At 62.6% G+C, this 24,553-nt stretch carries 24 protein-coding genes; 20 read left to right on the forward strand and 4 right to left on the reverse strand.

Going from position 1 to position 24,553, the window contains the following annotated elements; genetic code table 11:
* The first annotated feature begins 5 nt into the window (after positions 1 to 5).
* The 5 genes from PW947_RS26400 (at position 6) to ftsB (ending at position 5,633) form a co-directional block, all read left to right on the forward strand.
* The gene (locus tag PW947_RS26400) at positions 6 to 809 is read left to right on the forward strand and encodes an alpha/beta hydrolase (protein WP_299635323.1); all 804 of its coding nucleotides are present in this window, start codon (positions 6 to 8) and stop codon (positions 807 to 809) included.
* 262 nt (positions 810 to 1,071) lie between these two features.
* Positions 1,072 to 2,733, forward strand: a complete 1,662-nt coding sequence (locus PW947_RS26405) for a CTP synthase (RefSeq protein WP_299635324.1) — start codon at positions 1,072 to 1,074, stop codon at positions 2,731 to 2,733.
* Positions 2,730 to 3,584: a 3-deoxy-8-phosphooctulonate synthase gene (kdsA, locus tag PW947_RS26410; RefSeq protein ID WP_299635325.1), complete on the forward strand. Its 855-nt coding sequence runs from the start codon at positions 2,730 to 2,732 to the stop codon at positions 3,582 to 3,584. The genes PW947_RS26405 and kdsA overlap by 4 nt, the downstream gene beginning before the upstream one ends.
* 172 nt (positions 3,585 to 3,756) lie before the next feature.
* Positions 3,757 to 5,040, forward strand: a complete 1,284-nt coding sequence (gene eno / locus PW947_RS26415) for a phosphopyruvate hydratase (RefSeq protein ID WP_299635326.1) — start codon at positions 3,757 to 3,759, stop codon at positions 5,038 to 5,040.
* A gap of 152 nt (positions 5,041 to 5,192) precedes the next feature.
* Complete coding sequence (ftsB, locus tag PW947_RS26420; RefSeq protein WP_299635327.1) at positions 5,193 to 5,633, forward strand: cell division protein FtsB; 441 nt, start codon at positions 5,193 to 5,195, stop codon at positions 5,631 to 5,633.
* A gap of 122 nt (positions 5,634 to 5,755) precedes the next feature.
* On the opposite strand, the gene PW947_RS26425 is transcribed toward ftsB, so the two are convergent.
* The 3 genes from PW947_RS26425 to PW947_RS26435 form a co-directional block, all read right to left on the reverse strand.
* A complete protein-coding gene (locus tag PW947_RS26425; protein ID WP_299636028.1) occupies positions 5,756 to 6,118 on the reverse strand; it encodes a hypothetical protein in 363 nt (120 codons plus the stop codon).
* 153 nt (positions 6,119 to 6,271) lie between these two features.
* Positions 6,272 to 7,222: an Hsp33 family molecular chaperone HslO gene (gene hslO / locus PW947_RS26430; RefSeq protein WP_299635328.1), complete on the reverse strand. Its 951-nt coding sequence runs from the start codon at positions 7,220 to 7,222 to the stop codon at positions 6,272 to 6,274.
* Positions 7,223 to 7,263: 41 nt separating this feature from the next.
* Positions 7,264 to 7,788 carry a gamma carbonic anhydrase family protein gene (locus PW947_RS26435; RefSeq protein ID WP_299635329.1) on the reverse strand — a complete coding sequence of 175 codons (525 nt, stop codon included), beginning with the start codon at positions 7,786 to 7,788 and terminating at the stop codon, positions 7,264 to 7,266.
* Positions 7,789 to 8,015: 227 nt separating this feature from the next.
* On the opposite strand from PW947_RS26435, the gene PW947_RS26440 reads away from it, so the two are divergent.
* From PW947_RS26440 to PW947_RS26485, 10 genes are all read left to right on the forward strand, one after another.
* Complete coding sequence (locus PW947_RS26440) at positions 8,016 to 8,879, forward strand: ferritin-like domain-containing protein (RefSeq protein ID WP_299635330.1); 864 nt, start codon at positions 8,016 to 8,018, stop codon at positions 8,877 to 8,879.
* A 167-nt stretch (positions 8,880 to 9,046) separates the two neighbouring features.
* On the forward strand, positions 9,047 to 9,931 hold the full coding sequence (locus tag PW947_RS26445) for an alpha/beta hydrolase (RefSeq protein ID WP_299635331.1): 885 nt from the start codon (positions 9,047 to 9,049) through the stop codon (positions 9,929 to 9,931).
* Between the two features lie 107 nt (positions 9,932 to 10,038).
* On the forward strand, positions 10,039 to 10,869 hold the full coding sequence (locus tag PW947_RS26450; protein ID WP_299635332.1) for a 3',5'-nucleoside bisphosphate phosphatase: 831 nt from the start codon (positions 10,039 to 10,041) through the stop codon (positions 10,867 to 10,869).
* Between the two features lie 238 nt (positions 10,870 to 11,107).
* Entirely contained in the window at positions 11,108 to 11,743 is a 636-nt protein-coding gene (locus PW947_RS26455; RefSeq protein ID WP_299635333.1) for an L-threonylcarbamoyladenylate synthase, read from the forward strand.
* Between the two features lie 94 nt (positions 11,744 to 11,837).
* Positions 11,838 to 12,500, forward strand: coding sequence for a site-2 protease family protein (locus PW947_RS26460; RefSeq protein ID WP_299635334.1), 663 nt, complete (start codon positions 11,838 to 11,840; stop codon positions 12,498 to 12,500).
* A gap of 5 nt (positions 12,501 to 12,505) precedes the next feature.
* Positions 12,506 to 13,708, forward strand: coding sequence for a tryptophan--tRNA ligase (locus PW947_RS26465; RefSeq protein ID WP_299635335.1), 1,203 nt, complete (start codon positions 12,506 to 12,508; stop codon positions 13,706 to 13,708).
* Between the two features lie 5 nt (positions 13,709 to 13,713).
* Positions 13,714 to 14,463 (forward strand): SAM-dependent methyltransferase, encoded by a 750-nt coding sequence (locus PW947_RS26470; RefSeq protein WP_299635336.1) that lies wholly within the window; start codon positions 13,714 to 13,716, stop codon positions 14,461 to 14,463.
* Positions 14,464 to 14,506: 43 nt separating this feature from the next.
* On the forward strand, positions 14,507 to 15,454 hold the full coding sequence (gene dapA, locus PW947_RS26475) for a 4-hydroxy-tetrahydrodipicolinate synthase (protein ID WP_299635337.1): 948 nt from the start codon (positions 14,507 to 14,509) through the stop codon (positions 15,452 to 15,454).
* Positions 15,455 to 15,610: 156 nt separating this feature from the next.
* Positions 15,611 to 16,750 (forward strand): outer membrane protein assembly factor BamC, encoded by a 1,140-nt coding sequence (gene bamC, locus PW947_RS26480; protein ID WP_299635338.1) that lies wholly within the window; start codon positions 15,611 to 15,613, stop codon positions 16,748 to 16,750.
* A gap of 8 nt (positions 16,751 to 16,758) precedes the next feature.
* Positions 16,759 to 17,532 carry an MBL fold metallo-hydrolase gene (locus PW947_RS26485; RefSeq protein ID WP_299635339.1) on the forward strand — a complete coding sequence of 258 codons (774 nt, stop codon included), beginning with the start codon at positions 16,759 to 16,761 and terminating at the stop codon, positions 17,530 to 17,532.
* A 138-nt stretch (positions 17,533 to 17,670) separates the two neighbouring features.
* Here the strand turns inward: PW947_RS26485 and PW947_RS26490 are convergent, their stop codons facing one another.
* A complete protein-coding gene (locus tag PW947_RS26490; RefSeq protein WP_299635340.1) occupies positions 17,671 to 18,369 on the reverse strand; it encodes a Bax inhibitor-1/YccA family protein in 699 nt (232 codons plus the stop codon).
* A 287-nt stretch (positions 18,370 to 18,656) separates the two neighbouring features.
* Here PW947_RS26490 and ndk point away from each other — a divergent pair, with 287 nt between their 5' ends.
* The 5 genes from ndk to hisS all read left to right on the forward strand — a co-directional run bounded on the left by ndk (position 18,657) and on the right by hisS (position 24,496).
* Positions 18,657 to 19,082, forward strand: a complete 426-nt coding sequence (gene ndk, locus PW947_RS26495; RefSeq protein WP_299635341.1) for a nucleoside-diphosphate kinase — start codon at positions 18,657 to 18,659, stop codon at positions 19,080 to 19,082.
* 127 nt (positions 19,083 to 19,209) lie between these two features.
* Positions 19,210 to 20,361 (forward strand): 23S rRNA (adenine(2503)-C(2))-methyltransferase RlmN, encoded by a 1,152-nt coding sequence (rlmN, locus tag PW947_RS26500; RefSeq protein WP_299635342.1) that lies wholly within the window; start codon positions 19,210 to 19,212, stop codon positions 20,359 to 20,361.
* A 208-nt stretch (positions 20,362 to 20,569) separates the two neighbouring features.
* Entirely contained in the window at positions 20,570 to 21,718 is a 1,149-nt protein-coding gene (locus PW947_RS26505; protein WP_299635343.1) for a helix-turn-helix domain-containing protein, read from the forward strand.
* Positions 21,719 to 21,800: 82 nt separating this feature from the next.
* Complete coding sequence (gene ispG / locus PW947_RS26510) at positions 21,801 to 23,114, forward strand: flavodoxin-dependent (E)-4-hydroxy-3-methylbut-2-enyl-diphosphate synthase (RefSeq protein WP_299635344.1); 1,314 nt, start codon at positions 21,801 to 21,803, stop codon at positions 23,112 to 23,114.
* A 20-nt stretch (positions 23,115 to 23,134) separates the two neighbouring features.
* Entirely contained in the window at positions 23,135 to 24,496 is a 1,362-nt protein-coding gene (gene hisS, locus PW947_RS26515) for a histidine--tRNA ligase (RefSeq protein WP_299635345.1), read from the forward strand.
* Positions 24,497 to 24,553: the final 57 nt, after the last annotated feature.

Below are 24,553 nucleotides of genomic sequence, written 5' to 3' on the forward strand. Positions count from 1 at the left end.
AACAGTTGAAAAACATCATCCACTTCTCGCACGCGAACGGTTTTCCCGCGTCCACCTACCGGACCATTTTCGCCGAGCTGGCCGACGACTACGAACTGCGCCATATCGAACGCATCGGTCACGATCCGCGGTTTCCGGTCACGCAGGACTGGCCGCATCTGGTCGATCAACTGCTCGACGACGTCGAGCGTCGTTACGAGCGGCCGGTGTGGCTGGTCGGGCATTCGCTGGGCGGTTATCTGTCGCTGATGGCCGCGCTGAAGAAGCCGCAGTGGGTCAAGGGCGTGCTGATGCTCGACTCGCCGGTGATCAACGGATGGCGCAGCAGCGTGTTGCGGATCTCGCAATGGACGGGGCTCGACGAACGGCTATCGCCCGCCGCTGCGACCCGCACGCGCCGGACGCAATGGGCGAGCCGCGACGAAGCATGGCGCCATTTTCATTCGAAGCCGGCGTTCGCGCGCTGGGACGAGCGGATGCTGTCCGACTATATCGAGTTCGGGATGCCGCAAAGCTCGCCCGACGGTTCGCGCACGCTCGCGTTCGACCGCCGCACCGAATATCAGATCTACAAGACGTTGCCGCATACGCTCGGCGCGCGGCTTGCGCGCGGCGCGCCGGTGCCGGTCGGATTTATCGCCGGTACGCATTCGAAGGAAGTGCGGCAGTGCGGTCTCGCCGCGACGCGTCGCGCGACCGGTGGCGACATCGAGTGGATCGAGGGCAGTCATCTGTACCCGATGGAAAAGCCGCTCGAAACGGCGCGGGCGGTGCAGCGAATGCTGCACGAACTGGCGCGGCGTGCGTGACAGTGCGGTGAACCAGTGCGTCATTCCGTCGTGGATGGGCGCTGGATGTGTCGGGATTCCGCTGCGGATTGCGGGTGAGAAGTGCGTTGGAAGTGCGCTGGAAGTACTTTGGATCAGGGGCGCGCGCCGTGCGGCCCGGTGCATTCCGTTGCCTGCGAATGTCCGCTGAAAAAGGGTGCCGAATCGACTCGCGGCTCGCGCATTTTGCTGGGTCGGGAACGGCCTTTACGGTATAATCCGTTTTTCCCGCGAGCATCCAGCGATGACCAAATATGTTTTCGTCACCGGCGGCGTAGTTTCTTCCCTCGGCAAGGGTATTGCCGCCGCTTCCCTCGCCGCGATCCTCGAATCGCGCGGTCTCAGAGTCACCCTCCTTAAGCTCGATCCGTACATCAACGTCGACCCCGGCACGATGAGTCCGTTTCAACACGGCGAAGTGTTTGTCACGGAAGACGGCGCGGAGACTGACCTCGACCTTGGCCACTATGAGCGCTTCATCAGCACGAAGATGCGCAAGGCCAACAACTTCACCACCGGCCAGATTTACGAATCGGTTATCCGCAAGGAACGCCGGGGCGATTATCTCGGCAAGACGGTGCAGGTCATCCCGCACATCACGAACGAAATCCAGGCATTCGTCGAACGCGGCGCGGCATCCGCGACGTGCGGCGAGCCGGATGTCGCCATCGTCGAAGTCGGTGGTACGGTCGGCGATATCGAATCGCTGCCGTTCCTCGAGGCCGCCCGTCAGATGAGCCTGCGCATGGGCCGCAACAGTGCGTGCTTCGTGCACCTGACGCTGGTGCCATGGGTCGCCACGGCCGGCGAACTCAAGACCAAGCCTACGCAACACAGCGTGCAGAAGCTGCGTGAAATCGGCATCTTGCCGCACGTGCTGCTGTGCCGTGCCGACCGCCGCATTCCCGACGACGAGCGCGCGAAAATCTCGATGTTCTCGAACGTGCCGGAAGACGCGGTCATCTCCGTGTGGGACGCCGACAGCATCTACAAGATTCCGCAGATGCTGCACGATCAAGGCCTCGACGAGATCATCTGCGAAGAGCTGAAGCTCACGCCGAAGCCGGCCGATCTGTCGATGTGGTCCGACCTCGTCGAAAAGCTCGAACACCCGAAGAGCGAAGTGACGATCGGCATGGTCGGCAAGTATGTCGATCTGACCGAGTCGTACAAGTCGCTGATCGAAGCGCTGCGCCATGCGTCGATCCACACGTCGACCAAGGTCAACATCGAATACCTGGATTCGGAAGAAATCGAAACCAATGGTGTCGACAGCCTCAAGCATCTCGACGCCGTGCTGGTTCCGGGCGGCTTCGGTCGTCGTGGCACCGAAGGCAAGATCAAGGCGATCCAGTACGCCCGCGAAGCGAAAGTGCCGTATCTCGGCATCTGCCTCGGCATGCAGCTGGCCGTCATCGAGTTCGCCCGTCACGCGGTAGGCCTGACGGACGCGAATAGCACCGAGTTCGATCAGACCACGCCGAATCGCGTCGTCGCATTGATCACCGAGTGGTACGACCGCGAAGGCCGTGTCGAGAAGCGCGACGAAGAGTCGGATCTCGGCGGCACGATGCGTCTCGGTTCGCAACGCTGCCCGATCAAGCCCGGCACGATGGCGGCTGAGATCTACGGCGCGGACGTGAACGAGCGTCACCGTCACCGTTACGAAGTCAACAACCGCTTCGTACCGCAGCTCGAAGAGAAAGGCCTGATCATCAGCGCGCATACGCCGAGCGAAGATCTGCCGGAAATGATGGAACTGCCGCGTTCGATGCACCCGTGGTTCGTCGGCGTTCAGTTCCACCCGGAATTCACGTCCACGCCGCGTGACGGTCATCCGTTGTTCAAGTCGTTTGTCGAAGCGGCGCGTGCGTACAAAGGCGACCGCGGCGAGGAGCAAGCATGAAACTGGGCGATTTCGAAATCGGCCTCGACAAGCCGTTTTTCCTGATCGCCGGCACCTGTGTCGTCGAATCGGAACAGATGACGATCGACACGGCGGGTCGGCTCAAGGAAATCTGCGCGAAGCTGAATATCCCGTTCATCTACAAATCGTCGTACGACAAGGCCAATCGCAGCAGCGGCAAGTCGTTTCGCGGTCTGGGCATGGACGAAGGTCTGCGCATCCTGTCCGAAGTGAAGCGTCAACTCGGTTTGCCGGTGCTGACCGACGTTCACGCGGAACACGAGATCGAACAGGTCGCGTCGGTGGTCGATGTGCTGCAAACGCCGGCGTTTCTGTGCCGTCAGACCGATTTCATCCACGCGTGCGCGCGTTCGGGTAAGCCGGTCAACATCAAGAAAGGCCAGTTCCTCGCGCCGCACGACATGAAGAACGTGATCGACAAGGCGCGCGACGCTGCGCGTGAAGCCGGTCTGTCGGAAGACCGCTTCATGACGTGCGAACGCGGCGTGTCGTTCGGGTATAACAATCTCGTCTCGGATATGCGCTCGCTCGCCATCATGCGCGAGACCGGCGCGCCGGTCGTGTTCGACGCCACCCACTCGGTGCAGTTGCCGGGCGGGCAGGGCACCAGCTCCGGCGGCCAGCGCGAATTCGTGCCGGTTCTGGCGCGCGCGGCTGTCGCCGTGGGCGTGTCGGGCCTGTTCATGGAAACCCATCCGGATCCGGCGAAAGCCATGTCGGACGGTCCGAACGCGGTGCCGCTGCATCGTATGGCCGAACTGCTCGAGACGCTCGTTACGCTCGATCAGGCCGTGAAGCGCGCGCCGTTTCTCGAAAGCGATTTCAACTGATGTGCAAGCCGCGCCGTGCCGCAAGGTGCCGCGCGGCGTGAGCCGAGGGTCGTCGGAAGCGGGCCGTCGTCGGGCAGCGTTGCGCTGCGGATGACGCGTCGAGTGGAGACTGCGCGGACGCGACTCAAGGCTGTTTCACCGTAAGAATTCAACGTCATTTCTTGAGGAAACCATGAGTGCTATCGTAGATATCATTGGTCGCGAGATTCTGGATTCGCGAGGCAACCCCACCGTCGAATGCGACGTGCTGCTCGAGTCGGGCACGATGGGCCGCGCTGCGGTGCCGTCGGGCGCATCGACCGGCTCGCGGGAAGCCATCGAACTGCGCGACGGCGAGACCGGTCGCTACGGCGGCAAGGGCGTCCTGAAAGCGGTCGAGCACATCAACACCGAAATCTCCGAAGCGATCATGGGTCTCGACGCTTCCGAACAAGCCTTCCTCGACAAGACGCTGCTCGAACTCGACGGCACCGACAACAAGTCGCGCCTCGGTGCGAACGCAATGCTCGCCGTGTCGATGGCTGTCGCGAAGGCTGCGGCTGAAGAAGCCGGTCTGCCGCTGTATCGCTACTTCGGCGGCTCGGGCGCGATGCAACTGCCGGTGCCGATGATGAACATCGTCAATGGCGGCGCGCACGCGAACAACAGCCTGGACATCCAGGAATTCATGATCGTGCCGGTGAGCCAGCCGACCTTCCGCGAAGCACTGCGCTGCGGCGCCGAAGTGTTCCACGCGCTGAAGAAGATCCTGGCCGACCGCGGCATGAGCACGGCAGTGGGCGACGAAGGCGGCTTCGCACCGAACTTCGGCAGCAACGACGAATGCCTGTCCACGATCCTGCAAGCTATCGAAAAAGCCGGCTACCGCGCCGGTGAAGACGTGCTGCTCGCGCTCGACTGCGCCGCCAGCGAGTTCTACCACGACGGCAAGTACCAGTTGGCGGGCGAAGGCCTGCAACTGTCGTCGACGGAATTCGCCGACTATCTGGCAACGCTCGCGGACAAGTTCCCGATCGTGTCGATCGAAGACGGCATGCACGAAAGCGATTGGGTCGGCTGGAAGACCCTCACCGAAAAACTCGGCAAGAAGATTCAGCTGGTCGGCGACGATCTGTTCGTCACGAACACGCGCATCCTGAAGGAAGGCATCGATAAGGGCATCGCGAACTCGATCCTGATCAAGATCAACCAGATCGGTACGCTGACGGAAACCTTCGCGGCAATCGAAATGGCCAAGCGCGCTGGCTACACGGCTGTGATCTCGCATCGCTCGGGCGAAACCGAAGATTCGACCATCGCCGATATCGCGGTTGGCCTGAACGCCGGTCAGATCAAGACGGGTTCGCTGTCGCGCTCGGACCGCATCTCGAAGTACAACCAGTTGCTGCGTATCGAAGAAGACCTCGGCGATATCGCCAGCTATCCGGGTAAGTCGGCGTTCTACAACCTCCGTTGAGCGCTGCATTGATCGCCATGGCCGTTCGCAGCAGCGTGTCGCATGCGCTATGCTCGCAGCGTGCCGGTCATGCGGTCATTCACCTTCGTTCCTGATTCAGCCCGCCGCCCTGCGTATAGCGCAGGGCGGCGCGTATTTAGTGCGCTAACTTCATGCGGCTTGTCACTGTCGTTCTGATCGTTCTGCTGGCGATGATCCAGTACCCGCTCTGGTGGGGTCACGGCGGCTGGTTGCGCGTCCATGAATTGCAGGGACAACTCGCGCAGCAGCTGCAGAAGAACGCCGACGCGAAGGTGCGTAACGAGCGGATCGAAGGGGAAGTACAGGATTTGCAGAACGGCACGGCCGCCGTCGAAGAGCGGGCGCGCTACGAAATGGGCATGGTGAAAGACAGCGAAGTGTTCGTGCAGTTCGTATCGCCGAATGCGCCGCTGCCGACGTCGAATGCGAATTCGGCGCCGTCGGATACGTCCACACGCGGTGTAGTTTCGGCTGCACCGCTGCGTGTGGTGCCGACGCCGGAATCGCGGTTGAAGCCCGAGCGCAAGCACGCCGCGAGCAAGAACGCCAAAGAAAAGAAACCCGCACATTAAGAGGGCGGAGCCTGGGAGAGCAAGAAAAAGGCGCGGTGAAAACCGCGCCTTTTTTCTTTTCTGCGAGCCGCCAATCTGCGTCAACCGCGATCGGGCGGTTCGAAGCAACGGCTAAAGGCTGCTTACCAGCCCCAGCCCGGGCCGTATCCGCCGCCCCAACCATAACCGACGCCGGTGCCCCAACCGCGGCCCCAGCCGCCACCGCTGTAATAGCTGCCGTAGACGGTCACAGGCGGCGTGTAGTAGCGCGCCCATGCCTGCGCTGCTGCGTCGTTGGCAATGGCCTGATTTTGCTCGGCCAGCACCTCACGGTCGATCGCGTCGTACTGCTTGCGCTCGTCGGGTGTCAACGGACGCGCGCCTGCCGTGGTTTGATCCGACGGCAGACGGCTGTAGATCGGCGACGGACCCGGCGGATCCATCATGCACGCCGACAACACGACGCTGCCCGCCGCCAGCGCGAACGTCAGCGTCCGCGTTGGCATACGGTTGCGCAGCGTGAGCACGAAATTATGGGTGTTCATCATGGCCTCCATCGCACGATGCCGCCGCATGGGCATGCCGGCGCCGTCCAATGTTCAACAATACCGCGCGGCCGCACACGCAGGTGCGGATCCGGCCGCGCGCTTTGACGCGTCTCAATGTCGCTGGTCGGCAGCGGGCGACACACCTTCTGAGAGCGCGTTGGCGCTGAAAAGTTGCGCCACATCGACCGGGTCGAATTCGTACCGCTGATTACAGAACTCGCAGTGAATCTCGACGTGTCCGCGTTCTTCGATCACGCTATCCACCTCTTCGCGGCCGAGCATTTTCAGCATCGCGCCGACTTTCTCGCGCGAGCACGAGCATTCGAAGCGCGTTTTCGCCGGCTCGAAATGCTGGACGTTTTCCTGCCAGAACAAACGGCGGAACAGGGTTTCCGGTTCTTCCTTCAGCAGTTCGTCTTGCGACAGCGTGCTGCCGAGCGTGCACACACGCGCCCACGTGTCGGTGTCGAGATCGCCCGGATGCGGGACGATGCCGCCGTCGCCGGGCAGCTTTTGCAGCAGCATGCCGACTGCGCGCTCGGTGTTCGCGGCAAGCCACAACCGCGTGTCGAGCTGTTCCGAGTGATGCATGTAGTGCTCGAGCACTTCGCTCATCGACTTCAGCGGACCGTCGAGACCGGACAGCGGCACGATGCCTTGATACGGCTGCTGGCCAGGCTTCTTGTCGCGCGGATCGAGCGTAATCACGCAACGGCCGTGGCCGCTCGCGTTGACGAGTTCGATCAGCGTCGTGTCGTCACCGATGGTGGCGTCCGCTTCGCCGGAGAACTTGGCGGTCGCGCGCATCGACAGGTCGGAGCTGCACTGGACGACCAGCATCTTCACCGGACCGTCGCCGAAAATCTGCATCACGAGCGTGCCGTCGAACTTCAGATTGGCCGACAGCAGCGCGCACGCGGCCATCATTTCGCCAAGGATTGTCCGCACGGGCGCCGGATAGTCGCGCCGCGTCAGCACTTCCTGCCATGTGTTTTGCAGCGAAACGATCTCGCCGCGCACCGGCGCCGCGCTGAACATGAATTTTTGCAACTGGTCGTTCACAACTTTTCCTTCGGTAATGGGGCAGCGTGCGTGTCGGCGGATTAGCCGATGCGCACCAGCTGCGCCTTGAAATATTCGCGCCGCTCGACGTAGACAGCAGAGGCACGGTGCAACCCGGCGATGTCGGCTTCCGACAGTTCGCGGACCACTTTGGCCGGCGCGCCCAGAATCAGGGAGTTGTCGGGAAACACTTTGCCTTCGGTGACGACGGCGCCCGCGCCAACCAGACAGTTGCGGCCGATGACCGCGCCATTCAAGACCACCGCCTGAATTCCGATCAACGATCCTTCCTTGATCGTGCAGCCGTGCAGCATGGCCTGATGGCCGACGGTGACATTGGCTTCGATCGTCAGCGGAAAGCCGGGATCTGCGTGCAACACCGCGTTTTCCTGCACGTTGCTGCCCTTGCCGAGCCGGATCGGCTCGTTATCGCCGCGCAACGCGGCGCCGAACCACACGCTCGCATTTTCTTCGAGCGTCACGTCGCCGATGATCGTCGCGGTGTCGGCGACGAATACGCTTTCATGAATCGTCGGGGCCGAATCGCCAAGCTTGTAAATTGCCACAGTGTCTCCTGTCGGTCAGTCAATATGCTGGGGGTGACGGCGATGCCGCGAAGTCCGGCGCGATGCGCGCGGGCGGCGCTGTCGAGTGTTCGGTGTTGCTCGCTGCGTGTTCGAATCTTGTATTGTAAACGGTTGTGTGCATCGTCCGCCGGGCCGCATGTCGCGGTGTGTCGCCGGTGGACATATCCCTTTCGTCTGGCGCCTTCCGGCCCATCTGTCCTTCACGAATGAATTGCTCCGATTCCGTTGAATCCGCCTCGTCGCACGTGACCTGCATCCGGCGTGCCGCGCTCGACGCGCTGCGTGAGCACGAGCCTGTCGTCAAGGCCGACGCGGTCCGCGCGCTGTATGCGCGCTGGCTCGATGGCCACGCGCAGTGCGATCCGTCCGCCGCGTTCGACGAACCAGCCGGTTTGCCCGGCCGTCCGCCAAAGCCGGAACTGGTCGAGCCGCGTCAGCTCCGGCGACGCGGCATGCAATCGCCGGAAGGCCGCGCCGTGCTGCTGCACGCGCTCGCGCATATCGAGTTCAACGCGATCAATCTCGCGCTCGACGCCGTCTGGCGTTTTTCCGGCATGCCCGTCGATTTTTATGGCGACTGGCTGAAAGTCGCGGCCGAAGAAGCGCATCACTTCTCGTTGCTGCGCGCGCGACTCGCGGAATTCGGCCATGTGTACGGCGACTTCGCCGCGCACGACGGCTTGTGGGACATGTGCGAACGCACTCGCGTCGATGTGCTGGCGCGGATGGCGCTGGTGCCGCGCACGCTCGAAGCGCGCGGCCTCGACGCATCGCCACCGATCCGCGCGCGCTTGCAGCAGGCGGGCGATCACGCGTCGGCGGCGATTCTCGACGTAATCCTGCGCGACGAAATCGGCCACGTGCTGATCGGCAACCGATGGTTCCGGTTTCTGTGCGACCAGCACGGTCACGATCCGCACGTCACGTATCTGCGTCTTGCAAACGAGTATCACGCGCCGAAATTGCGCGGCCCGTTCAATTTCGACGCACGCCGCGAAGCGGGCTTCGACGAGCAGGAACTCGCAGCGCTCGCCGGGCTGTCTCAGGACGCCGACAACGCGGATGCATAGTCCATCCAGCGCGACGACGCCCGGCGGCTTGCGCATCGGGCAGTGCGCGCTGGCGCGCTGCCATGCTGTTCGCGTTAAAACCGAACCGCGCCTCGATCCGGCCCACTCGCGCAAATCGCTTGTCTCGTTATAATCGAACGATCATTCTTTTCTGAGGCGTGCGACGCATGATCACTTCCCAGTCGGATTTCATCGATGTGCGCGGCGTGCGTCTGCATGTGCGGCGCTGGGGCCACCGCGACGCACCCGCGCTGTTCATGCTGCATGGCTGGATGGACGTTGCAGCGTCGTTCCAGTTCGTGGTGGATGCGTTGGGCGACAACTGGCAGGTCATCGCACCCGACGGCCGCGGCTTCGGCTTGTCCGGCTGGCCGGTCGCGGCACAGGGCGGCGGCAGCTACTGGTTTCCCGACTACGTCGCCGACCTCGATGCATTGCTCGACCATTACGCGCCGAGCGGCGAAGTGAACCTGGTCGGGCACAGCATGGGCGCGAACATCGTTTGTCTGTATGCGGGCGTTCGGCCGGAAAGGGTTCGTCGGGTGGTCGATCTGGAAGGCTTCGGACTGGCGCCGGGCAAGGCTTCGCAAGCGCCGAAGCGGTTGCGCGGATGGCTCGACGAATTGCGCGAGCCGCCGCAATTGCGCGGCTACGCATCGCTGGACGACGTCGCCGCTCGCCTGATCAAGACCAATCCGCGTCTCGCGCCGTCGCGCGCGCGTTTTCTCGCGGCACACTGGTCGAAGCCGGACGGCAACGGCGGTCACATGTTGCTCGCCGATCCTGCGCACAAGCTGCGCGGGCCGTCGCTGTATCGACTCGACGAAGTGATGGCGGTGTGGTCGCAGGTTCAGGCCAAGGTGCTGCATATCGAAGCCGCCGGATCGCCGACGCTCGCGAGTATCGCCGGCGATATTCCGCTCGACGAATTCAAGGCGCGTTTCAGCGCGTTTCCGAACTGGCGCGAAAAAATCATCGACGATGCCGGACACATGGTCCACCACGATCAGCCGGAGCAGGTTGCTGCGTTGATCGACGGGTTTTGCGCATAAACTTTTTAGAAATTTTCTGATTTCCGGGATGATTGGCTCGTGGTGAATCGGCCGCGTTCGCTTACTGCGTTGCAGTAAAATGAACCCTGACTTTTTCGAAGATGACGATGAACGCCGACCTCCACTGCCATTCCACGGTGTCCGACGGGCAGTTTGCGCCCGCCGACGTTGCGCGCCGCGCCCATGCGGGCGGCGTGACGTTGTGGGCATTGACCGATCACGACGAACTCGGCGGTCAAAAAGAGGCGCGCGCCGCGGCCGAAGCGCTTGGCATGGGCTATCTGGCGGGCGTCGAGATTTCGGTCACGTGGGCGTCACGTACCGTGCATATCGTCGGGCTGCACGTCGATCCCGATTGCCGCGCGCTGATCGACGGGCTTGCGCGCACGCGTAACGGCCGCGCGGCGCGCGCGGAAGCGATCGGCGAGCAGCTGGCCTCGCTCGGCGTGCCGGGTGCGTATGAAGGCGCGCTGAAGTACGTGTCGAACCCCGACATGATTTCGCGCACGCATTTCGCGCGGTTCATGGTCGATGCCGGCTACGCGCGTTCCGCCCAAGACGTGTTTTCGCGCTACCTCGGCGACGGCAAGCCCGGTTACGTGTCGCATCGTTGGGCGAAGCTGGCCGATGCGGTAGGGTGGATTCAGGCCGCCGGCGGCGAGGCGGTGATCGCGCATCCGGGCCGTTATGCATACTCGCCGCTCGAATTTGACGCGCTTTTCGGCGAATTCATCGATCTCGGCGGCAAGGCGATCGAAGTCGTCACCGGCAGCCATACGCCGGACCAATATCGCGAATATGCGGACGTCGCGCGCCGTTTCGGCTTCGAGGCATCGCGCGGATCGGATTTTCACGCGGCGGACGAAGGACGTGTCGATATCGGCACGCTGCCGCAATTGCCGCCCGATCTGAAGCCGGTCTGGGAGCGCTGGCTCTAGGCCCGGATCGCCGCGCCGCGCGGGGTTCGCGCATCACGGTGTGCGCGGGCGGCCGCGTCGCTGGCGCGCGCGTCGCGCGTTCCGGCCGGCACTTTTTCTGCGTCTGTTGTCGTCGATCTGCTCGCTGGCCCACTCAGGCGAGCGTTTTCATCGGTTAAGTTCGGCGGTCGAAGCATCGGCCGGTGTCAGCGGCTGACGTGCAAAATCAAGAGCGGGTCCGATTCCTCATCACATCGCCATGTCCCAATATTTTCGCGTTCACCCAGACAATCCACAGCCGCGGCTGATCAAGCAGGCCGCGCAGATCATCAACGACGGCGGCATCGTCGCGATGCCCACCGACTCCAGCTACGCGCTCGCCTGTCACCTCGACGACAAGGACGCCGTCGAGCGTTTGCGGCGGATTCGCGGTCTCGACGAGCGTCAGCTGCTGTCGCTGCTGGTGCGCGATCTGTCCGAACTGGCTAATTTCGCGATGGTCGATAACCGCCAGTACCGCTTGATCAAGTCCGTGACGCCGGGTCCGTACGTGTTCGTGCTTCAGGCCACCAAGGAAGTGCCGCGCCGCTTGTCGCATCCGTCGCGCAAGACCATCGGTTTGCGGGTGCCGGATCATGCGATCACGCTCGCGCTGCTCGAAGAACTCGGCCAGCCGCTGCTCGGCACGACGCTGATCATGCCCGGTGAAACGGAGCCGCTGAACGATCCCGAAGAAATCCGAGACCGTCTCGAGAAGCAGCTCGATCTGGTGATCGACGGCGGCGCGTGCGCGTGCGAGCCGTCCACCATCGTCGATCTGACCGGGCCCGAAGCGGTGCTGGTGCGTGCCGGACGCGGCAGCCTCGCGCCGTTCGGAATCGAAGAACCCGCGTAAGCGGATTGCGGTGAACGCCGCGTTTCAAACGCGCCGCGCGAAAGCCCGCCGATGCGCGAGGAAGTCCCCAACGGCGTTGTTACAATAGAGAGATATGGATTCTTCCCTGATACAAACTATTGCGGTCTACGCACTGCCGGTGATTTTCGCGATCACCTTGCATGAAGCGGCGCACGGCTATGTCGCGCGTCTTCTCGGCGACAACACGGCATATGCGCTCGGTCGCGTGTCGTTCAATCCGATGCGCCATATCGATCCGCTCGGCACCATCGCGATTCCGCTGATTCTCTATTTCGCGACGAGCGGCGCATTCATGTTCGGCTATGCGAAGCCGGTGCCGGTCTCGTTCGGCAATCTGCGCAATCCGCGTTGGGGCAGTCTGTGGGTTGCGCTCGCGGGTCCCGCGTGCAACTTCATTCAGGCGTTGATCTGGGGTGTCGTCGGTGTCGGGCTGGCGGTGGGCGGCGTCGATGAGCCGTTCTTCACGCGCATGGCCGCGGCCGGCGTCGGCGTGAATCTGGTACTCGGCGTGCTGAACCTGTTCCCGTTGCCGCCGCTCGACGGTGGGCGCGTGCTGGTCGCGCTGTTGCCGCCGCGTCAGGCTATCGCGCTGTCGCGCATCGAGCCTTACGGTTTCCTGATCGTGATGGTGCTCGTGATGACCGGGATTCTCACGCGTTACTGGCTCAGCCCGCTCGTCACGCTCGGCTACGGCGCGGTGACGGCGATTCTGACTCCCCTTGTTTCGCTTCTATAAAAATCATGTACCCAGACCGTATCTTTTCCGGCATGCGGCCCACCGGGTCGCTGCATCTCGGCCACTACCACGGTGTGCTGAAAAACTGGGTGCGGTTGCAGTCCGAATACCCGTGTTTTTTCTGCGTGGTCGACTGGCATGCGTTGACGACGCATTACGAAACGCCCGAGGTCATCGAAAAGAACGTATGGGATGTGCTGATCGACTGGCTCGCGTCGGGAATCGATCCGGCGCAGGCCACGCTGTTTATCCAGAGCAAGGTGCCCGAGCACGCGGAACTCGCGTTGCTGCTCGGTATGAGCACGCCGCTCGGTTGGCTCGAACGCGTGCCGACCTACAAGGAGCAGATGGAGAAGCTGAAGGACCGGGATCTGTCCACGTATGGCTTTCTCGGCTATCCGGTGCTGATGGCCGCCGACATCCTGCTGTATCGCGGCTCGCTGGTGCCGGTGGGCGAGGATCAGGTGCCGCACGTCGAGATGACGCGTGAAATCGCGCGCCGCTTCAACTATCTGTACGGCCGCGAGCCGGGTTTCGAGCAGAAGGCCAACGATGCGGCCAAGAAGCTCGGCGGCAAGCGCTCGAAGCTGTATCACGAGTTGCGCAACGCGTATCAGCAGGAAGGCGACGACGAGGCGCTCGAACAGGCGCGCGCGATGTTGCAGGAGTCGCAAAGCCTGTCGATGAACGATCGGGAGCGGCTGTTCGGTTATCTGGAAGGCTCGCGCAAGCTGATTCTGGTCGAGCCGCAGGCGATGCTGACGGCGGCGTCGCGGATGCCGGGCCTAGACGGTCAGAAGATGTCGAAGTCGTACGGCAATACGATCGGCTTGCGCGAAAACGCGGACACGATCACGAAAAAAGTCCGCACGATGCCGACCGATCCCGCACGCGTGCGCCGCACCGATCCGGGCGATCCCGACAAGTGTCCGGTGTGGCAGCTGCATCAGGTCTACACCGACGAAACCACGCACGAATGGGTGCAGCAGGGCTGCCGGTCGGCGGGAATCGGCTGTCTCGACTGCAAGCAGCCGGTGATCGAAGGGATTCTGCACGAACAGCAACCGATGCTCGAACGCGCGCAGAAGTACATGGACGATCCGTCGCTGCTGCGCGCGATCGTCGCCGACGGCTGTGACAAGGCGCGCCGCTTCGCGGTGGAAACGATGCGCGACGTGCGTGACGCAATGGGCCTGTCGTACAACTGAGCGCGATGGCCTCTGCCGATATGTGTCCGGATAACGAAAACGGCGCTCGCGCCACAACCGACGAACCGGCCGCTGCGACCGCCGCGGCCGGGCGCTTTCCGCAGCCGCATGGAACGGGCGACGCGTCGCGCTGGGTGCAACGCTGGTCGCATCTGGTTGCGCCGGGCGGCGCGGTGCTCGATGTCGCGTCGGGCGCGGGGCGTCATGCGCGCTGGTTCGCGTCGCGCGGGCATCCGGTGACGGCGCTGGATCGCGACGCCGCCGCACTCGCCGCGATGGCCGATGATCCGCGCATCACGACGCGCATCGCCGACCTCGAAAACGCGCCGTGGCCGTTGCCAGGATTGGCTTCGGTAACGCCTTCGACGGCTTCGTCGGCGCAAGAACATGACACGGTGAAAGGCCAGAAAGATGCCGAAACGAAGTTCGCGGCGGTGATCGTCACGAACTATCTGCACCGGCCGCTTTTTCCGCAGTTGCTGGCGGCGCTCGCGCCCGGCGGCGTCTTGATCTACGAGACTTTCGCGCAAGGCAACGAGCGCGTCGGCAAGCCGTCGAATCCGGCGTTTTTACTTGCGCCCGGCGAGTTGCTGGACGTGGTTCGGCCCGCGTTGCGGGTCATTGCATTTCAGGATGGTTTTCTCGCGCAGCCGCGTCCCGCCTACATTCAGCGGATCTGCGCGATACGGGAGGCGGAACAGCTTACCGACCCGACGGGCGACTCGCTTCCCCGTTGTTACGAGTTGGCCGGCTAATCCGCTACAATCGCGGTTTACTGATCTAAATTCATGGCGTTTCATGACTAACGGCATTCAAACCGGCATTCAAAGCGGCAGTGAGAGCAAGATGGAAAGCAACGACGGCGTCAAGATTCGCGGCAGCATTCCGGCCATCATCACCCCGATGCTCGAAGACGGCAGTCTCGATCTGCCGGCGTTCCGAAAACTGATCGACTGGCATATCGACGAAGGCACCAATGGCCTCGTCGTGGTCGGTACGAGCGGCGAGTCGGCGACGTTGTCGGTGGAAGAGCATGTGCTGATGGTCAAGACGGCCGTCGAGCACGTCGCCGGTCGTATTCCGGTGATCGCGGGTTCGGGCGGCAATTCGACCGCCGAAGCCGTCGAGCTCACCGAACACGCGCGCAAGGTCGGCGCGGACGCATCGCTGCAAGTGGTGCCGTACTACAACAAGCCGACCCAGGAAGGCATCTTCCGCCACTTCACGAAGATCGCCGAAACGGTCGATCTGCCGGTGATCCTGTACAACGTGCCGGGCCGCACGGTCGCCGACATGGCGAACGAAACCATCCTGCGCCTCGCGAACGTGCCGGGCATCGTCGGTGTGAAAGAAGCCACCGGCAACCTCGAACGCGCTGCGCACCTGATCAAATCGGCGCCTGCGCATTTCGGCATCTATAGCGGCGACGATCCGACCGCGATCGCGCTGATGCTGCTCGGCGGCCATGGCAATATTTCCGTGACGGCCAACGTCGCGCCGCGCGCGATGAGCGAGTTGTGCAAGGCTGCGCTCGCAGCCGACGCCAAAACCGCGCGGGAGATTCACCTGAAGCTTCTGTCGCTGCACAAGAACCTGTTCATCGAATCGAACCCGATTCCGGCGAAATGGGCATTGCAGCAGCTGGGTCGCGCGCAAGGCGGCATCCGCCTGCCGCTGACGCCGCTCGACGTGCGTTATCACGACGTCGTGCGCGCAGCGTTGCGCGAAGCCGGATTGCTCGGCTAACAGGCTGACGGGCTCGCCGCCACGCGCGGCCGGGCCCGACGCCGATCGTCTACGCAGTTGCCGAGCCTTTCACCGGCATTCCTTTAACCGACGTCGATATCGCCCACGTTCCCGGCATAGAACCAGGCACCGCGTTCCAGCATCACGAAGGCCCTCATGAAACGTTCCGCACTTTCCCTCCACGCAACCCGCATGGCGGCGCTGGCGCTTGGCCTGGCGACGCTCGCCGGCTGTGACACGCTGAACGACTGGTTCGCTTCGGACCGTGTCAATTACAAGGTCGCGGGCAGTGCGCCGCCGCTCGCCGTTCCGAGCGATCTGCAAGCCACGCCGACCGATCAACGCTACATCGCACCGCCGGCCACGCTGGCACTCGGCGGCGCCACGCCGCGCAACATGACGGCGGCGGGCAACGCGTCCGAAGGCAAGCCGACCACGCAAGATCCGCTCGGCATGCACATCGAACGCGACGGCGATCACCGCTGGCTGGTCGTCGACGGCCGTTCGCCGGAACAACTGTGGCCGCTGCTGCAGGACTTCTGGAAGGAAAACGGTTTCGCGCTGAAATCCGACGCGCCGGCAACCGGCATCATGACGACCGATTGGGCCGAAAACCGCGCGAACATTCCGGACGACTGGTTCCGTCGCACGGTCGGCAAGGTGATCGATTTCGCGTATTCGTCGGGCACGCGTGACAGCTTCCGGACGCTCGTTTCGCGGATGCCGGGCGACACGACGGACATCTCCATCACGCACAGCGCGATGGAAGAAATGATGACGGGTCAGGACAAGACGTCGTCGCGTTGGGTCGAGCGTCCGCGCGATCCGGCGCTCGAAGCGCTGTTCCTCGCGAAGCTGATGCAGAAGTTCGGCCTCACCGACGCACAGTCGAAGCAATTGCTGACGGACGCGCGTCCGGCCACGCAACCGGCCAAGGTGGTCGACGCGTCGGACGGCGGCGCGACGCTCGATCTGCCGGAGTCGTTCGACCGCGCGTGGTTGCGCGTCGGCCTCGCGCTGGATCGCACGAACTTCACGGTCGACAATCGCGACCGCACGAAGGGCATTTACTACGTGCGCTACGCCGATTCGATGGAAGAGCTGAAGAAGGAAGGGCTGTTCGGCAAGCTGTTCTACAGCGGCCCGTCGAAGAAGCCTGCGCATGAATTCCTCGTCAACGTCCGTTCGAAGGGCGATGCGCTGACGCAAGTTGCCGTGGTCGATGCAAATGGCCAGGTGGATACGTCGTCGGACGCGCAGCGCCTCGTGTCGCTGCTTCACGCGCAACTGAACTAAGGCGCGCGGTGCGTTTCGCCAGCCTCGGCAGCGGCAGCGAGGGCAACTCGCTGCTGGTCGAGGCACAAAGCGGTGCAACGACCACGCGCGTGTTGCTCGACTGCGGGTTTTCGGCGAAGGAAGTCGAGCGGCGCCTCGCGCGTCTGGGCGCGGCGCCCGACGGGCTGACTGCGATCCTGATCACGCATGAGCATAGCGATCACATCGGTGGCGCGCTGACGTTGGCGCGCAAGTGGTCGATCCCGCTGTATATGAGCTGGGGTACGGCGCGCGCCGTTGGCGCCGACGAAGCCGATGTCGAACTGAACGTGTTGTGGGGCGATGAGGCGGTTGCGATTGGCGATCTCAGCGTGTTGCCCTACACCGTGCCTCACGATGCCCGAGAGCCTTTGCAGTACGTTCTGTCGGACGGCGCGCAACGGCTGGGCGTGCTGACCGATGTTGGTACGTCTACGCCGCATATCAGTCAGGTGCTGAGCGGGTGCGATGCACTGATTCTCGAATGCAATCACGACGTGCAGATGCTTCAGACGAGCCGTTATCCGCCTTCGTTGAAGGCGCGCATCGGCGGCAATCATGGGCATCTGAACAACGACGCGGCGGCGGAAATCCTGGCTTCGCTCGATCGGTCGAAGCTGCGTCATCTGGTCGCCGCGCATCTGAGTCAGCAAAACAACTCGCCGGAACTGGCGCAAGCGGCGGTCGCCGCGGTGTTGGGTGCGGCGCCGACGGAAGTGGTGGTCGCGACGCAGGAAACGGGGTTCGACTGGTTGAGTCTTTGATGTCGGCGGATTGCCGGCGTCGATAAACGCCGAACCATAGAAAAAGCCCATGACGAGTGATCGTCATGGGCTTTTTGTTTAATGCAGCTCAGCGTGTGTGACCGGGCCGGACGTTTCCGTCGCGGCCCGACGCGCCGATTAATTCCGGTTGCCGCCGAAAATGCCAAGCAGCGACAGCAGATTCACGAACACGTTGTACAGATCCAGGTAGATCGCGAGCGTGGCGGTGATGTAATTCGTTTCGCCGCCGTTCACGACGCGCTGCACGTCGAAGAGGATGTACGCGGAGAAGATCACGATGGCCAGCACCGACACCGTCAGCATCAACGCCGGCAGGTGCAGGAACATGTTCGCGACCATGGCCAGCAGCAGCACGATCACACCGACGAACAACCACTTGCCGAGGCCGGAAAAGTCACGCTTGCTGACCGTGGCAACGGTTGCCATGGCGGCGAAGATAATGCCGGTGCCACCGAAGGCGAGCATGATCAGCGACGGGCCGTTCGAAAAGCCGAGGATGAAGCTCAGCAGTCGCGACAGCATCAGGCCCATGAAGAACGTGAAGCCCAGCAGCACGAACACGCCGACCGAGCTGTCTTTCGTCTTCTGGATGGCGAACATGAAACCGAACGCGATCGCGAAAAACGCCAGCATGCTCATGGCCGGGCTGGTGGCCGCGAACAGCGAGAACCCGGTCGTCACGCCGATCCACGCGCCGAGCACCGTCGGAATCATGGACAGCGCGAGTAGCCAGTAGGTGTTGCGGAGCACGCGGTTGCGCGTTTCGGCCGTGGTGACCGTGCCGCCGCGACCGAAGTTGTACGGGTACTGATTCATGGTTTCTCCTTGCGTCAGACGCAGTGTTGCGCAGTGGTTCGGATGACTCGCCGTGTTTTATCAAGTTACCGACGGAGCATTTCGCCCGCCGGCTACACGGTCCTACGTATCTAAGATAAGTCTCGCACTACGGAGTTTCAACGGCTTCGCGCACGCTGTCTTGTGCATTTCGAGACAAAAGATTTGACCTTTCAGTTCTGTAAGGGTTCCATCGCAATCATACATCGGAACATGCTACAATAGCGGATTCATTTAAATCTGTAACCTCTTAATTTTCTGGAGTTTTTATGGCGATCGAACGCACCCTGTCGATTATCAAGCCGGACGCAGTGGCCAAGAATGTCATTGGTCAGATCTACAGCCGTTTCGAAAACGCAGGTCTGAAGATCGTTGCATCGCGCATGGTTCAATTGTCGCGCGCTGATGCAGAGAAGTTCTATGCTGTTCACGCAGCACGCCCGTTCTTCAAGGATCTGGTCGAATTCATGATCTCCGGCCCGGTGCAAATCACCGCGCTGGAAGGCGAAGGCGCGATCCTGAAGCACCGTGACCTGATGGGCGCAACGGATCCGAAGAAGGCAGACAAGGGCACGATCCGCGCTGACTTCGCAGACAGCATCGACGCCAACGCCGTTCACGGCTCCGACGCAGCGGAAACCGCAGCAGTCGAAATCGCGTTCTTCTTCCCGGAAGTCAACGTCTACTCGCGTTAATCTTCGGCCCGGCTCTACCGGGTAGATGGTTACAACAGCAGGAAAGGGCGCGAACGGTCCACGCGTTCATGCAGCTTGTTGTATCAACGCATGAACGCAGTCTCGCAACCAGATGGCAGGATTCGATATGACGAGCAGCTCCACCGTCAACCTTCTCGATCTCGACGCTCAAGGACTTGTCGCCTATTGCGGCAGCCTCGGCGAAAAGCCGTTTCGCGCCAAGCAATTGCAGCGCTGGATTCACCAGTACAACGCTGCAGACTTCGATGGCATGACGGACCTGGCGAAATCGCTGCGCGAAAAGCTGAAAGGCCGCGCAACGATCGACATGCCCGCCATCGCCAGCGACCATATTTCGACCGACGGCACACGCAAGTGGCTGATCGACGTCGGCAACGGTAACGCAGTCGAGACCGTCTACATCCCGGAAGAAACGCGTGGCACGCTGTGCGTGTCGTCGCAGGCCGGGTGCGCGGTGAACTGCCGTTTCTGTTCGACCGGCAAGCAGGGATTCTCCCGCAACCTCACTACCGCGGAAATCATCGGCCAGTTGCGCATGGCCGAGTTCGCGTTGCGCGCCACGCGCGGGCCGGAAGGCGGTCGTGCGGTCGGCGGTGAGGGTAAGGGCGAGCGGGTCGTCACGAACGTCGTGATGATGGGCATGGGCGAGCCGCTGCTCAATTACGACGCTGTCGTGCCGGCTATGCGCCTGATGCTCGACGACAACGCGTATGGGCTGTCGCGCCGTCGCGTGACGCTTTCCACGTCGGGCGTGGTGCCCATGATGGACCGGCTCGGCGCCGATCTGCCGGTGGCGTTGGCGGTGTCGCTGCACGCGCCAAGCGATCCGCTGCGCGACATGCTGGTGCCGCTGAACAAGAAGTATCCGTTGCGCGAGTTGATGGCAGCTTGCCAGCGCTATTTGAAAGTGGCGCCGCGCGACTTCATTACCTTCGAATATTGCATGCTCGACGGCGTCAACGACAGCGAAGCGCAAGCCCGCGAACTGCTGGCCGTCACGCGCGACGTCCCGTGTAAATTCAATCTGATTCCCTTCAATCCGTTCCCGGAATCCGGTCTGCTCCGCTCGAAGAACGAGCAGATCAAGCGGTTCGCGCAGGTGCTGATGGACGCCGGCGTCGTGACGACGGTGCGCAAGACCCGCGGCGACGACATCGACGCGGCGTGTGGCCAGCTGGCCGGTGCGGTCAAAGACCGCACGCGCCTCGCCGAGCGTACCGGCCGCGCGGGCAAAGTAATCGATATTCGCGCCGTATAACTGTGGCGTTTGCGGGCGGGGAGCGTGCTGTCGTCGAGGCCGCGTAAAATCCTGCATCGTCACAGGTGTTGAAAAGAAAGTTTGCAGAAGCGATCGGAAGCGGCACAAGAGGCCGCGCATTTTGTTATAAACGGTCTGCGAAACCGAATCGGGGCATGCTGCCCCCGACGGTATGACCAGCGAAAAAGAATCGACGCGAGGATTTGGGATGAGTGAGCCGCAGCACCCGCAACCGCACGACACAGAGACGAACGCAGGCCGTCCGGATCCGGCAGCCACGCGTGCTACCGTTCCGCCCGTCGCGCCATCCAGCTTTGACTCGCTGGCGGCAGTGGGCGCGCGGCTGACGCAGTTGCGCGAAGCGAAAGGCTGGTCGGTGGATGACGTGTCGGCCCGACTCAAGGTCTCGTCGACGAAGTTGCGCGCACTCGAATCCGGTGACATCAGCCATTTGCCCGACACGACCTTCGCGCTCGGCGTCGTGCGCAGTTATGCAAAGATGCTCGGCGCGGATCCGATGCCGTTCACCCAGGCGCTGCGCCGTGAAAAAGGCGTGCCGGAACCGGATCTGTCGATGCCGGCGTCGTCCGGACGGGATTTGCCGCGCGGGCGCGTGTCGTTGTCGCTCGGTGGCGGCGGCCAGAAACATCGCTCGTGGTTGTGGGGCGTCGCGGCGGTGATCGTCGCGGTGATTGCGTTGGGCATGTGGCACACCAATGGCGGTGATTCGTCGGCCTGGCTGGCGCGTCTGAAAGCGAGCGCCAACGGTGCGACGGGCAGCGCGGGTGGCGCATCCGGCGCAGTGGCGGGCGCAGACGGCGCAGGTTCCGACGCGGCGGGCACGGAAGCGGCTTCGGCCACGCCGGATGAGCAGGCTGCGGCGGGCACGTCGAGCTCGGCGTCGTCGTCGGCTGCACCGATGCCTGCGCCGTTGCCGATGGTCGGCGCACAACCCGGCGCGCCGGCTGTTTCGCCGACCACGGCTGCGTCCGCACCGGCTGCGCCGGTCGTGGCTCCGAAGCCCGCTGTGCTGGCGAGCGCGCCGGCAGCCGCTTCGAGTGCTGCGGTCGCGGCGGCGGCATTGGCAAACACGGCGACATCCAGCGGCGGAAGTTCGATTGTCGCGGTTCGCGTGACAGAAGACAGCTGGCTCAGCGTCCGTCAGAAGGACGGTAAAGAATTGTTCTCCGGCATCGTGCATTCCGGAGATGCGAAAGAAGTAAGCGGCGAGGGTCCTTTCAAGGTAACGGTTGGCAACAGAGCCGGCCTCGATTCGGTCACGCTCGACGGCCAGCCGGTCGATCCGTCGAAATATTCGTCTGCAAAAGGTAACGTGGCGCGCTTTGCGCTGCCATGACGGGTACGCGTCGCGCCCAACCGGGCTGCGACGCCTTTTCAATTCAGGCGCTGTGCATTCGTGCGCGGCGCCTGCGGCGTAAGTGGGTTTTTTGATGCATTCCGATCAAGTGCAATCCAATAGTCAAATCGTTTCGACCGAACCGGTGTTCGGCGGCCAGGCAGCACGTCGTGTGTCGCATGCCGTCGACGTTCGTTGGGGCGGCAATCTGGTAACAATCGGCGGTGACGCGCCGGTGCGCGTGCAGTCGATGACGAACACCGACACGGCCGACGCGATCGGCACCGCGATCCAGATCAAGGAACTGGCGCAAGCCGGTTCGGAACTGGTGCGCATCACCGTGAACACGCCGGAAGCGGCAGCAGCCGTGCCGGCCGTGCGTGAACAGCTCGACCGGATGGGTGTGTCGGTGCCGTTGATCGGCGACTTCCATTACAACGGCCACCTGTTGCTGCGCGACTATCCCGCGTGCGCGGAATCGTTGTCGAAGTACCGGATCAATCCCGGCAACGTCGGCCAGGGCGCGAAGCGCGACACCCAGTTTGCGCAAATGATCGAAGCGGCTGCGAAGTACGACAAGCCGGTTCGGATCGGTGTGAACTGGGGCAGTCTCGACCAGGATCTGCTCGCGCGCATGATGGACGAAAACGCGGCACGTTCCAAGCCGTGGGACGCGCAAAGCGTGATGTACGAAGCGTTGATCCAGTCGGCGATCGGCTCGGCGGAACGCGCGGTCGAACTCGGCCTGTCGCGTAACCAGATCATTCTGTCGTGCAAGGTCAGCGGCGTGCAGGATCTGATCGCGGTGTATCGCGAACTCTCGCGTCGTTGCGACTTCGCGTTGCATCTCGGCTTGACCGAAGCCGGCATGGGCTCGAAGGGCATCGTCGCATCGACGGCAGCGCTGTCGGTGCTGTTGCAGCAAGGTATCGGCGACACGATCCGCATTTCGCTGACGCCGGAACCGGGCGCATCGCGTACCGGCGAAGTCATCGTCGGCCAGGAAATCCTGCAAACCATGGGCCTGCGTTCGTTCACGCCGATGGTCATCGCGTGTCCGGGTTGCGGTCGGACCACCAGCACGCTGTTCCAGGAACTCGCGTCGCAAATCCAGACGTATCTGCGGACGCAGATGCCGGTTTGGCGCGATCAGTTTCCTGGCGTCGAGAAGATGCACGTCGCGGTGATGGGCTGCATCGTCAACGGTCCGGGCGAGTCGAAGCAGGCGAACATCGGCATCAGCTTGCCGGGTTCGGGCGAAAATCCGGCCGCACCGGTGTTTATCGACGGCGAGAAGGTCAAGACGCTGCGCGGCGAGCATATCGCGGAAGAATTCCAGCAAATCGTGAGCGATTACGTCGAGCGCCGTTATGGCCGCGCGGCCGTGCTCAACTAAGAACTGCAGATCGAACACAGATGACTGAACAGAAAACTGAGCAGAAGAAAAAGCTCGAGAAGTTGTCCGGCGTGAAGGGCATGAACGACATCCTGCCGCAGGAAGCCGGGTTGTGGGAGTTCTTCGAAACCACCGTCAAGTCGATGCTCCGTTCGTACGGATACCAGAATATCCGCACGCCGATCGTCGAGCATACGCAGTTGTTCACGCGCGGTATCGGCGAAGTGACCGACATCGTCGAGAAGGAAATGTATAGCTTCACCGACGCACTGAACGGCGAAAACCTGACGATGCGTCCGGAAAATACCGCCGCCGTGGTGCGCGCAGCGATCGAGCACAACATGCTGTACGACGGCCCGAAGCGGTTGTGGTACGTCGGTCCGATGTTCCGTCACGAGCGTCCGCAACGCGGCCGCTATCGCCAGTTCCATCAGGTCGGTGTCGAGGCGCTCGGTTTCGCCGGTCCGGATACCGACGCTGAAATCATCATGATGTGTCAGCGCCTGTGGGACGACCTCGGCCTGACCGGCATCAAGCTCGAAATCAATTCGCTCGGCCTCGCGGAAGAACGCGCGGCGCATCGCGTCGAACTGATCGCGTATCTGGAACAGCATCAGGACGCGATGGACGAAGAAGCCAAGCGTCGTCTGTACACGAACCCGTTGCGCGTGCTCGATACGAAGAACCCGGCGTTGCAGGAAATTGCACAAAATGCGCCGAAGCTGATCGACTTCCTCGGTGAGGAATCGCGCGCGCACTTCGAGGGGCTGCAACGCATCCTGAAGTCGAACAACATCCCGTTCAAGATCAATCCACGTCTGGTGCGCGGTCTGGATTATTACAATCTGACCGTGTTCGAGTGGATTACCGACAAGCTCGGCGCACAAGGTACGGTGGCGGCAGGCGGCCGTTACGATCCGCTGATCGAGCAACTCGGCGGCAAGCCGACGGCAGCGTGCGGTTGGGCAATGGGCGTCGAGCGCATTCTCGAACTGTTGAAAGAAGAAAACCTCGTTCCTGAGGACGAGGGCTGCGACGTGTACGTCGTCCATCAGGGCGACGTGGCGCGCGAGCAGGCGTTCATCATCGCCGAACGTCTGCGTGATACGGGTCTCGACGTGATCCTGCATTGCAGCGCCGACGGTCAATCGGCCAGCTTCAAATCGCAGATGAAGCGCGCCGATGCAAGCGGCGCCGCGTTTGCGGTCGTGCTCGGCGAAGACGAAATCGCGAATGGTACGGTCGGCGTCAAACCGCTTCGCAATATTGCGGCTAACGGCGGTAAAAGTGAGCAACAAAACGTGCCGGCCGAAGACTTGACCGAATTTCTAATCAATGCGATGGTTGCATCCGCCGACGACGGCGATGACAGCGACGACTGATCGCGATGTCGTCGGGCCCGACACGTCAGTGGCCCGACACACCTTGAGTCTCAAAGA

Source organism: Paraburkholderia sp. (assembly GCF_028283785.1).
Lineage (GTDB): Bacteria > Pseudomonadota > Gammaproteobacteria > Burkholderiales > Burkholderiaceae > Paraburkholderia.

What these genes read in the sequence shown, in the direction of transcription:
- PW947_RS26440 (WP_299635330.1), top strand. Translation starts at nt 8,016, where the DNA reads ATGAATTGCTCCGATTCCGTTGAATCCGCCTCGTCGCACGTGACCTGC.
- PW947_RS26450 (WP_299635332.1), top strand. Translation starts at nt 10,039, where the DNA reads ATGAACGCCGACCTCCACTGCCATTCCACGGTGTCCGACGGGCAGTTT.
- PW947_RS26425 (WP_299636028.1), bottom strand. Translation starts at nt 6,118, where the DNA reads ATGCCAACGCGGACGCTGACGTTCGCGCTGGCGGCGGGCAGCGTCGTG.
- PW947_RS26455 (WP_299635333.1), top strand. Translation starts at nt 11,108, where the DNA reads ATGTCCCAATATTTTCGCGTTCACCCAGACAATCCACAGCCGCGGCTG.
- dapA (WP_299635337.1), top strand. Translation starts at nt 14,507, where the DNA reads ATGACTAACGGCATTCAAACCGGCATTCAAAGCGGCAGTGAGAGCAAG.
- hisS (WP_299635345.1), top strand. Translation starts at nt 23,135, where the DNA reads ATGACTGAACAGAAAACTGAGCAGAAGAAAAAGCTCGAGAAGTTGTCC.
- kdsA (WP_299635325.1), top strand. Translation starts at nt 2,730, where the DNA reads ATGAAACTGGGCGATTTCGAAATCGGCCTCGACAAGCCGTTTTTCCTG.
- PW947_RS26505 (WP_299635343.1), top strand. Translation starts at nt 20,570, where the DNA reads ATGAGTGAGCCGCAGCACCCGCAACCGCACGACACAGAGACGAACGCA.
- bamC (WP_299635338.1), top strand. Translation starts at nt 15,611, where the DNA reads ATGAAACGTTCCGCACTTTCCCTCCACGCAACCCGCATGGCGGCGCTG.
- PW947_RS26405 (WP_299635324.1), top strand. Translation starts at nt 1,072, where the DNA reads ATGACCAAATATGTTTTCGTCACCGGCGGCGTAGTTTCTTCCCTCGGC.
- PW947_RS26490 (WP_299635340.1), bottom strand. Translation starts at nt 18,369, where the DNA reads ATGAATCAGTACCCGTACAACTTCGGTCGCGGCGGCACGGTCACCACG.
- PW947_RS26470 (WP_299635336.1), top strand. Translation starts at nt 13,714, where the DNA reads ATGGCCTCTGCCGATATGTGTCCGGATAACGAAAACGGCGCTCGCGCC.
- PW947_RS26445 (WP_299635331.1), top strand. Translation starts at nt 9,047, where the DNA reads ATGATCACTTCCCAGTCGGATTTCATCGATGTGCGCGGCGTGCGTCTG.
- rlmN (WP_299635342.1), top strand. Translation starts at nt 19,210, where the DNA reads ATGACGAGCAGCTCCACCGTCAACCTTCTCGATCTCGACGCTCAAGGA.
- ftsB (WP_299635327.1), top strand. Translation starts at nt 5,193, where the DNA reads ATGCGGCTTGTCACTGTCGTTCTGATCGTTCTGCTGGCGATGATCCAG.
- eno (WP_299635326.1), top strand. Translation starts at nt 3,757, where the DNA reads ATGAGTGCTATCGTAGATATCATTGGTCGCGAGATTCTGGATTCGCGA.
- PW947_RS26460 (WP_299635334.1), top strand. Translation starts at nt 11,838, where the DNA reads ATGGATTCTTCCCTGATACAAACTATTGCGGTCTACGCACTGCCGGTG.
- PW947_RS26465 (WP_299635335.1), top strand. Translation starts at nt 12,506, where the DNA reads ATGTACCCAGACCGTATCTTTTCCGGCATGCGGCCCACCGGGTCGCTG.
- ndk (WP_299635341.1), top strand. Translation starts at nt 18,657, where the DNA reads ATGGCGATCGAACGCACCCTGTCGATTATCAAGCCGGACGCAGTGGCC.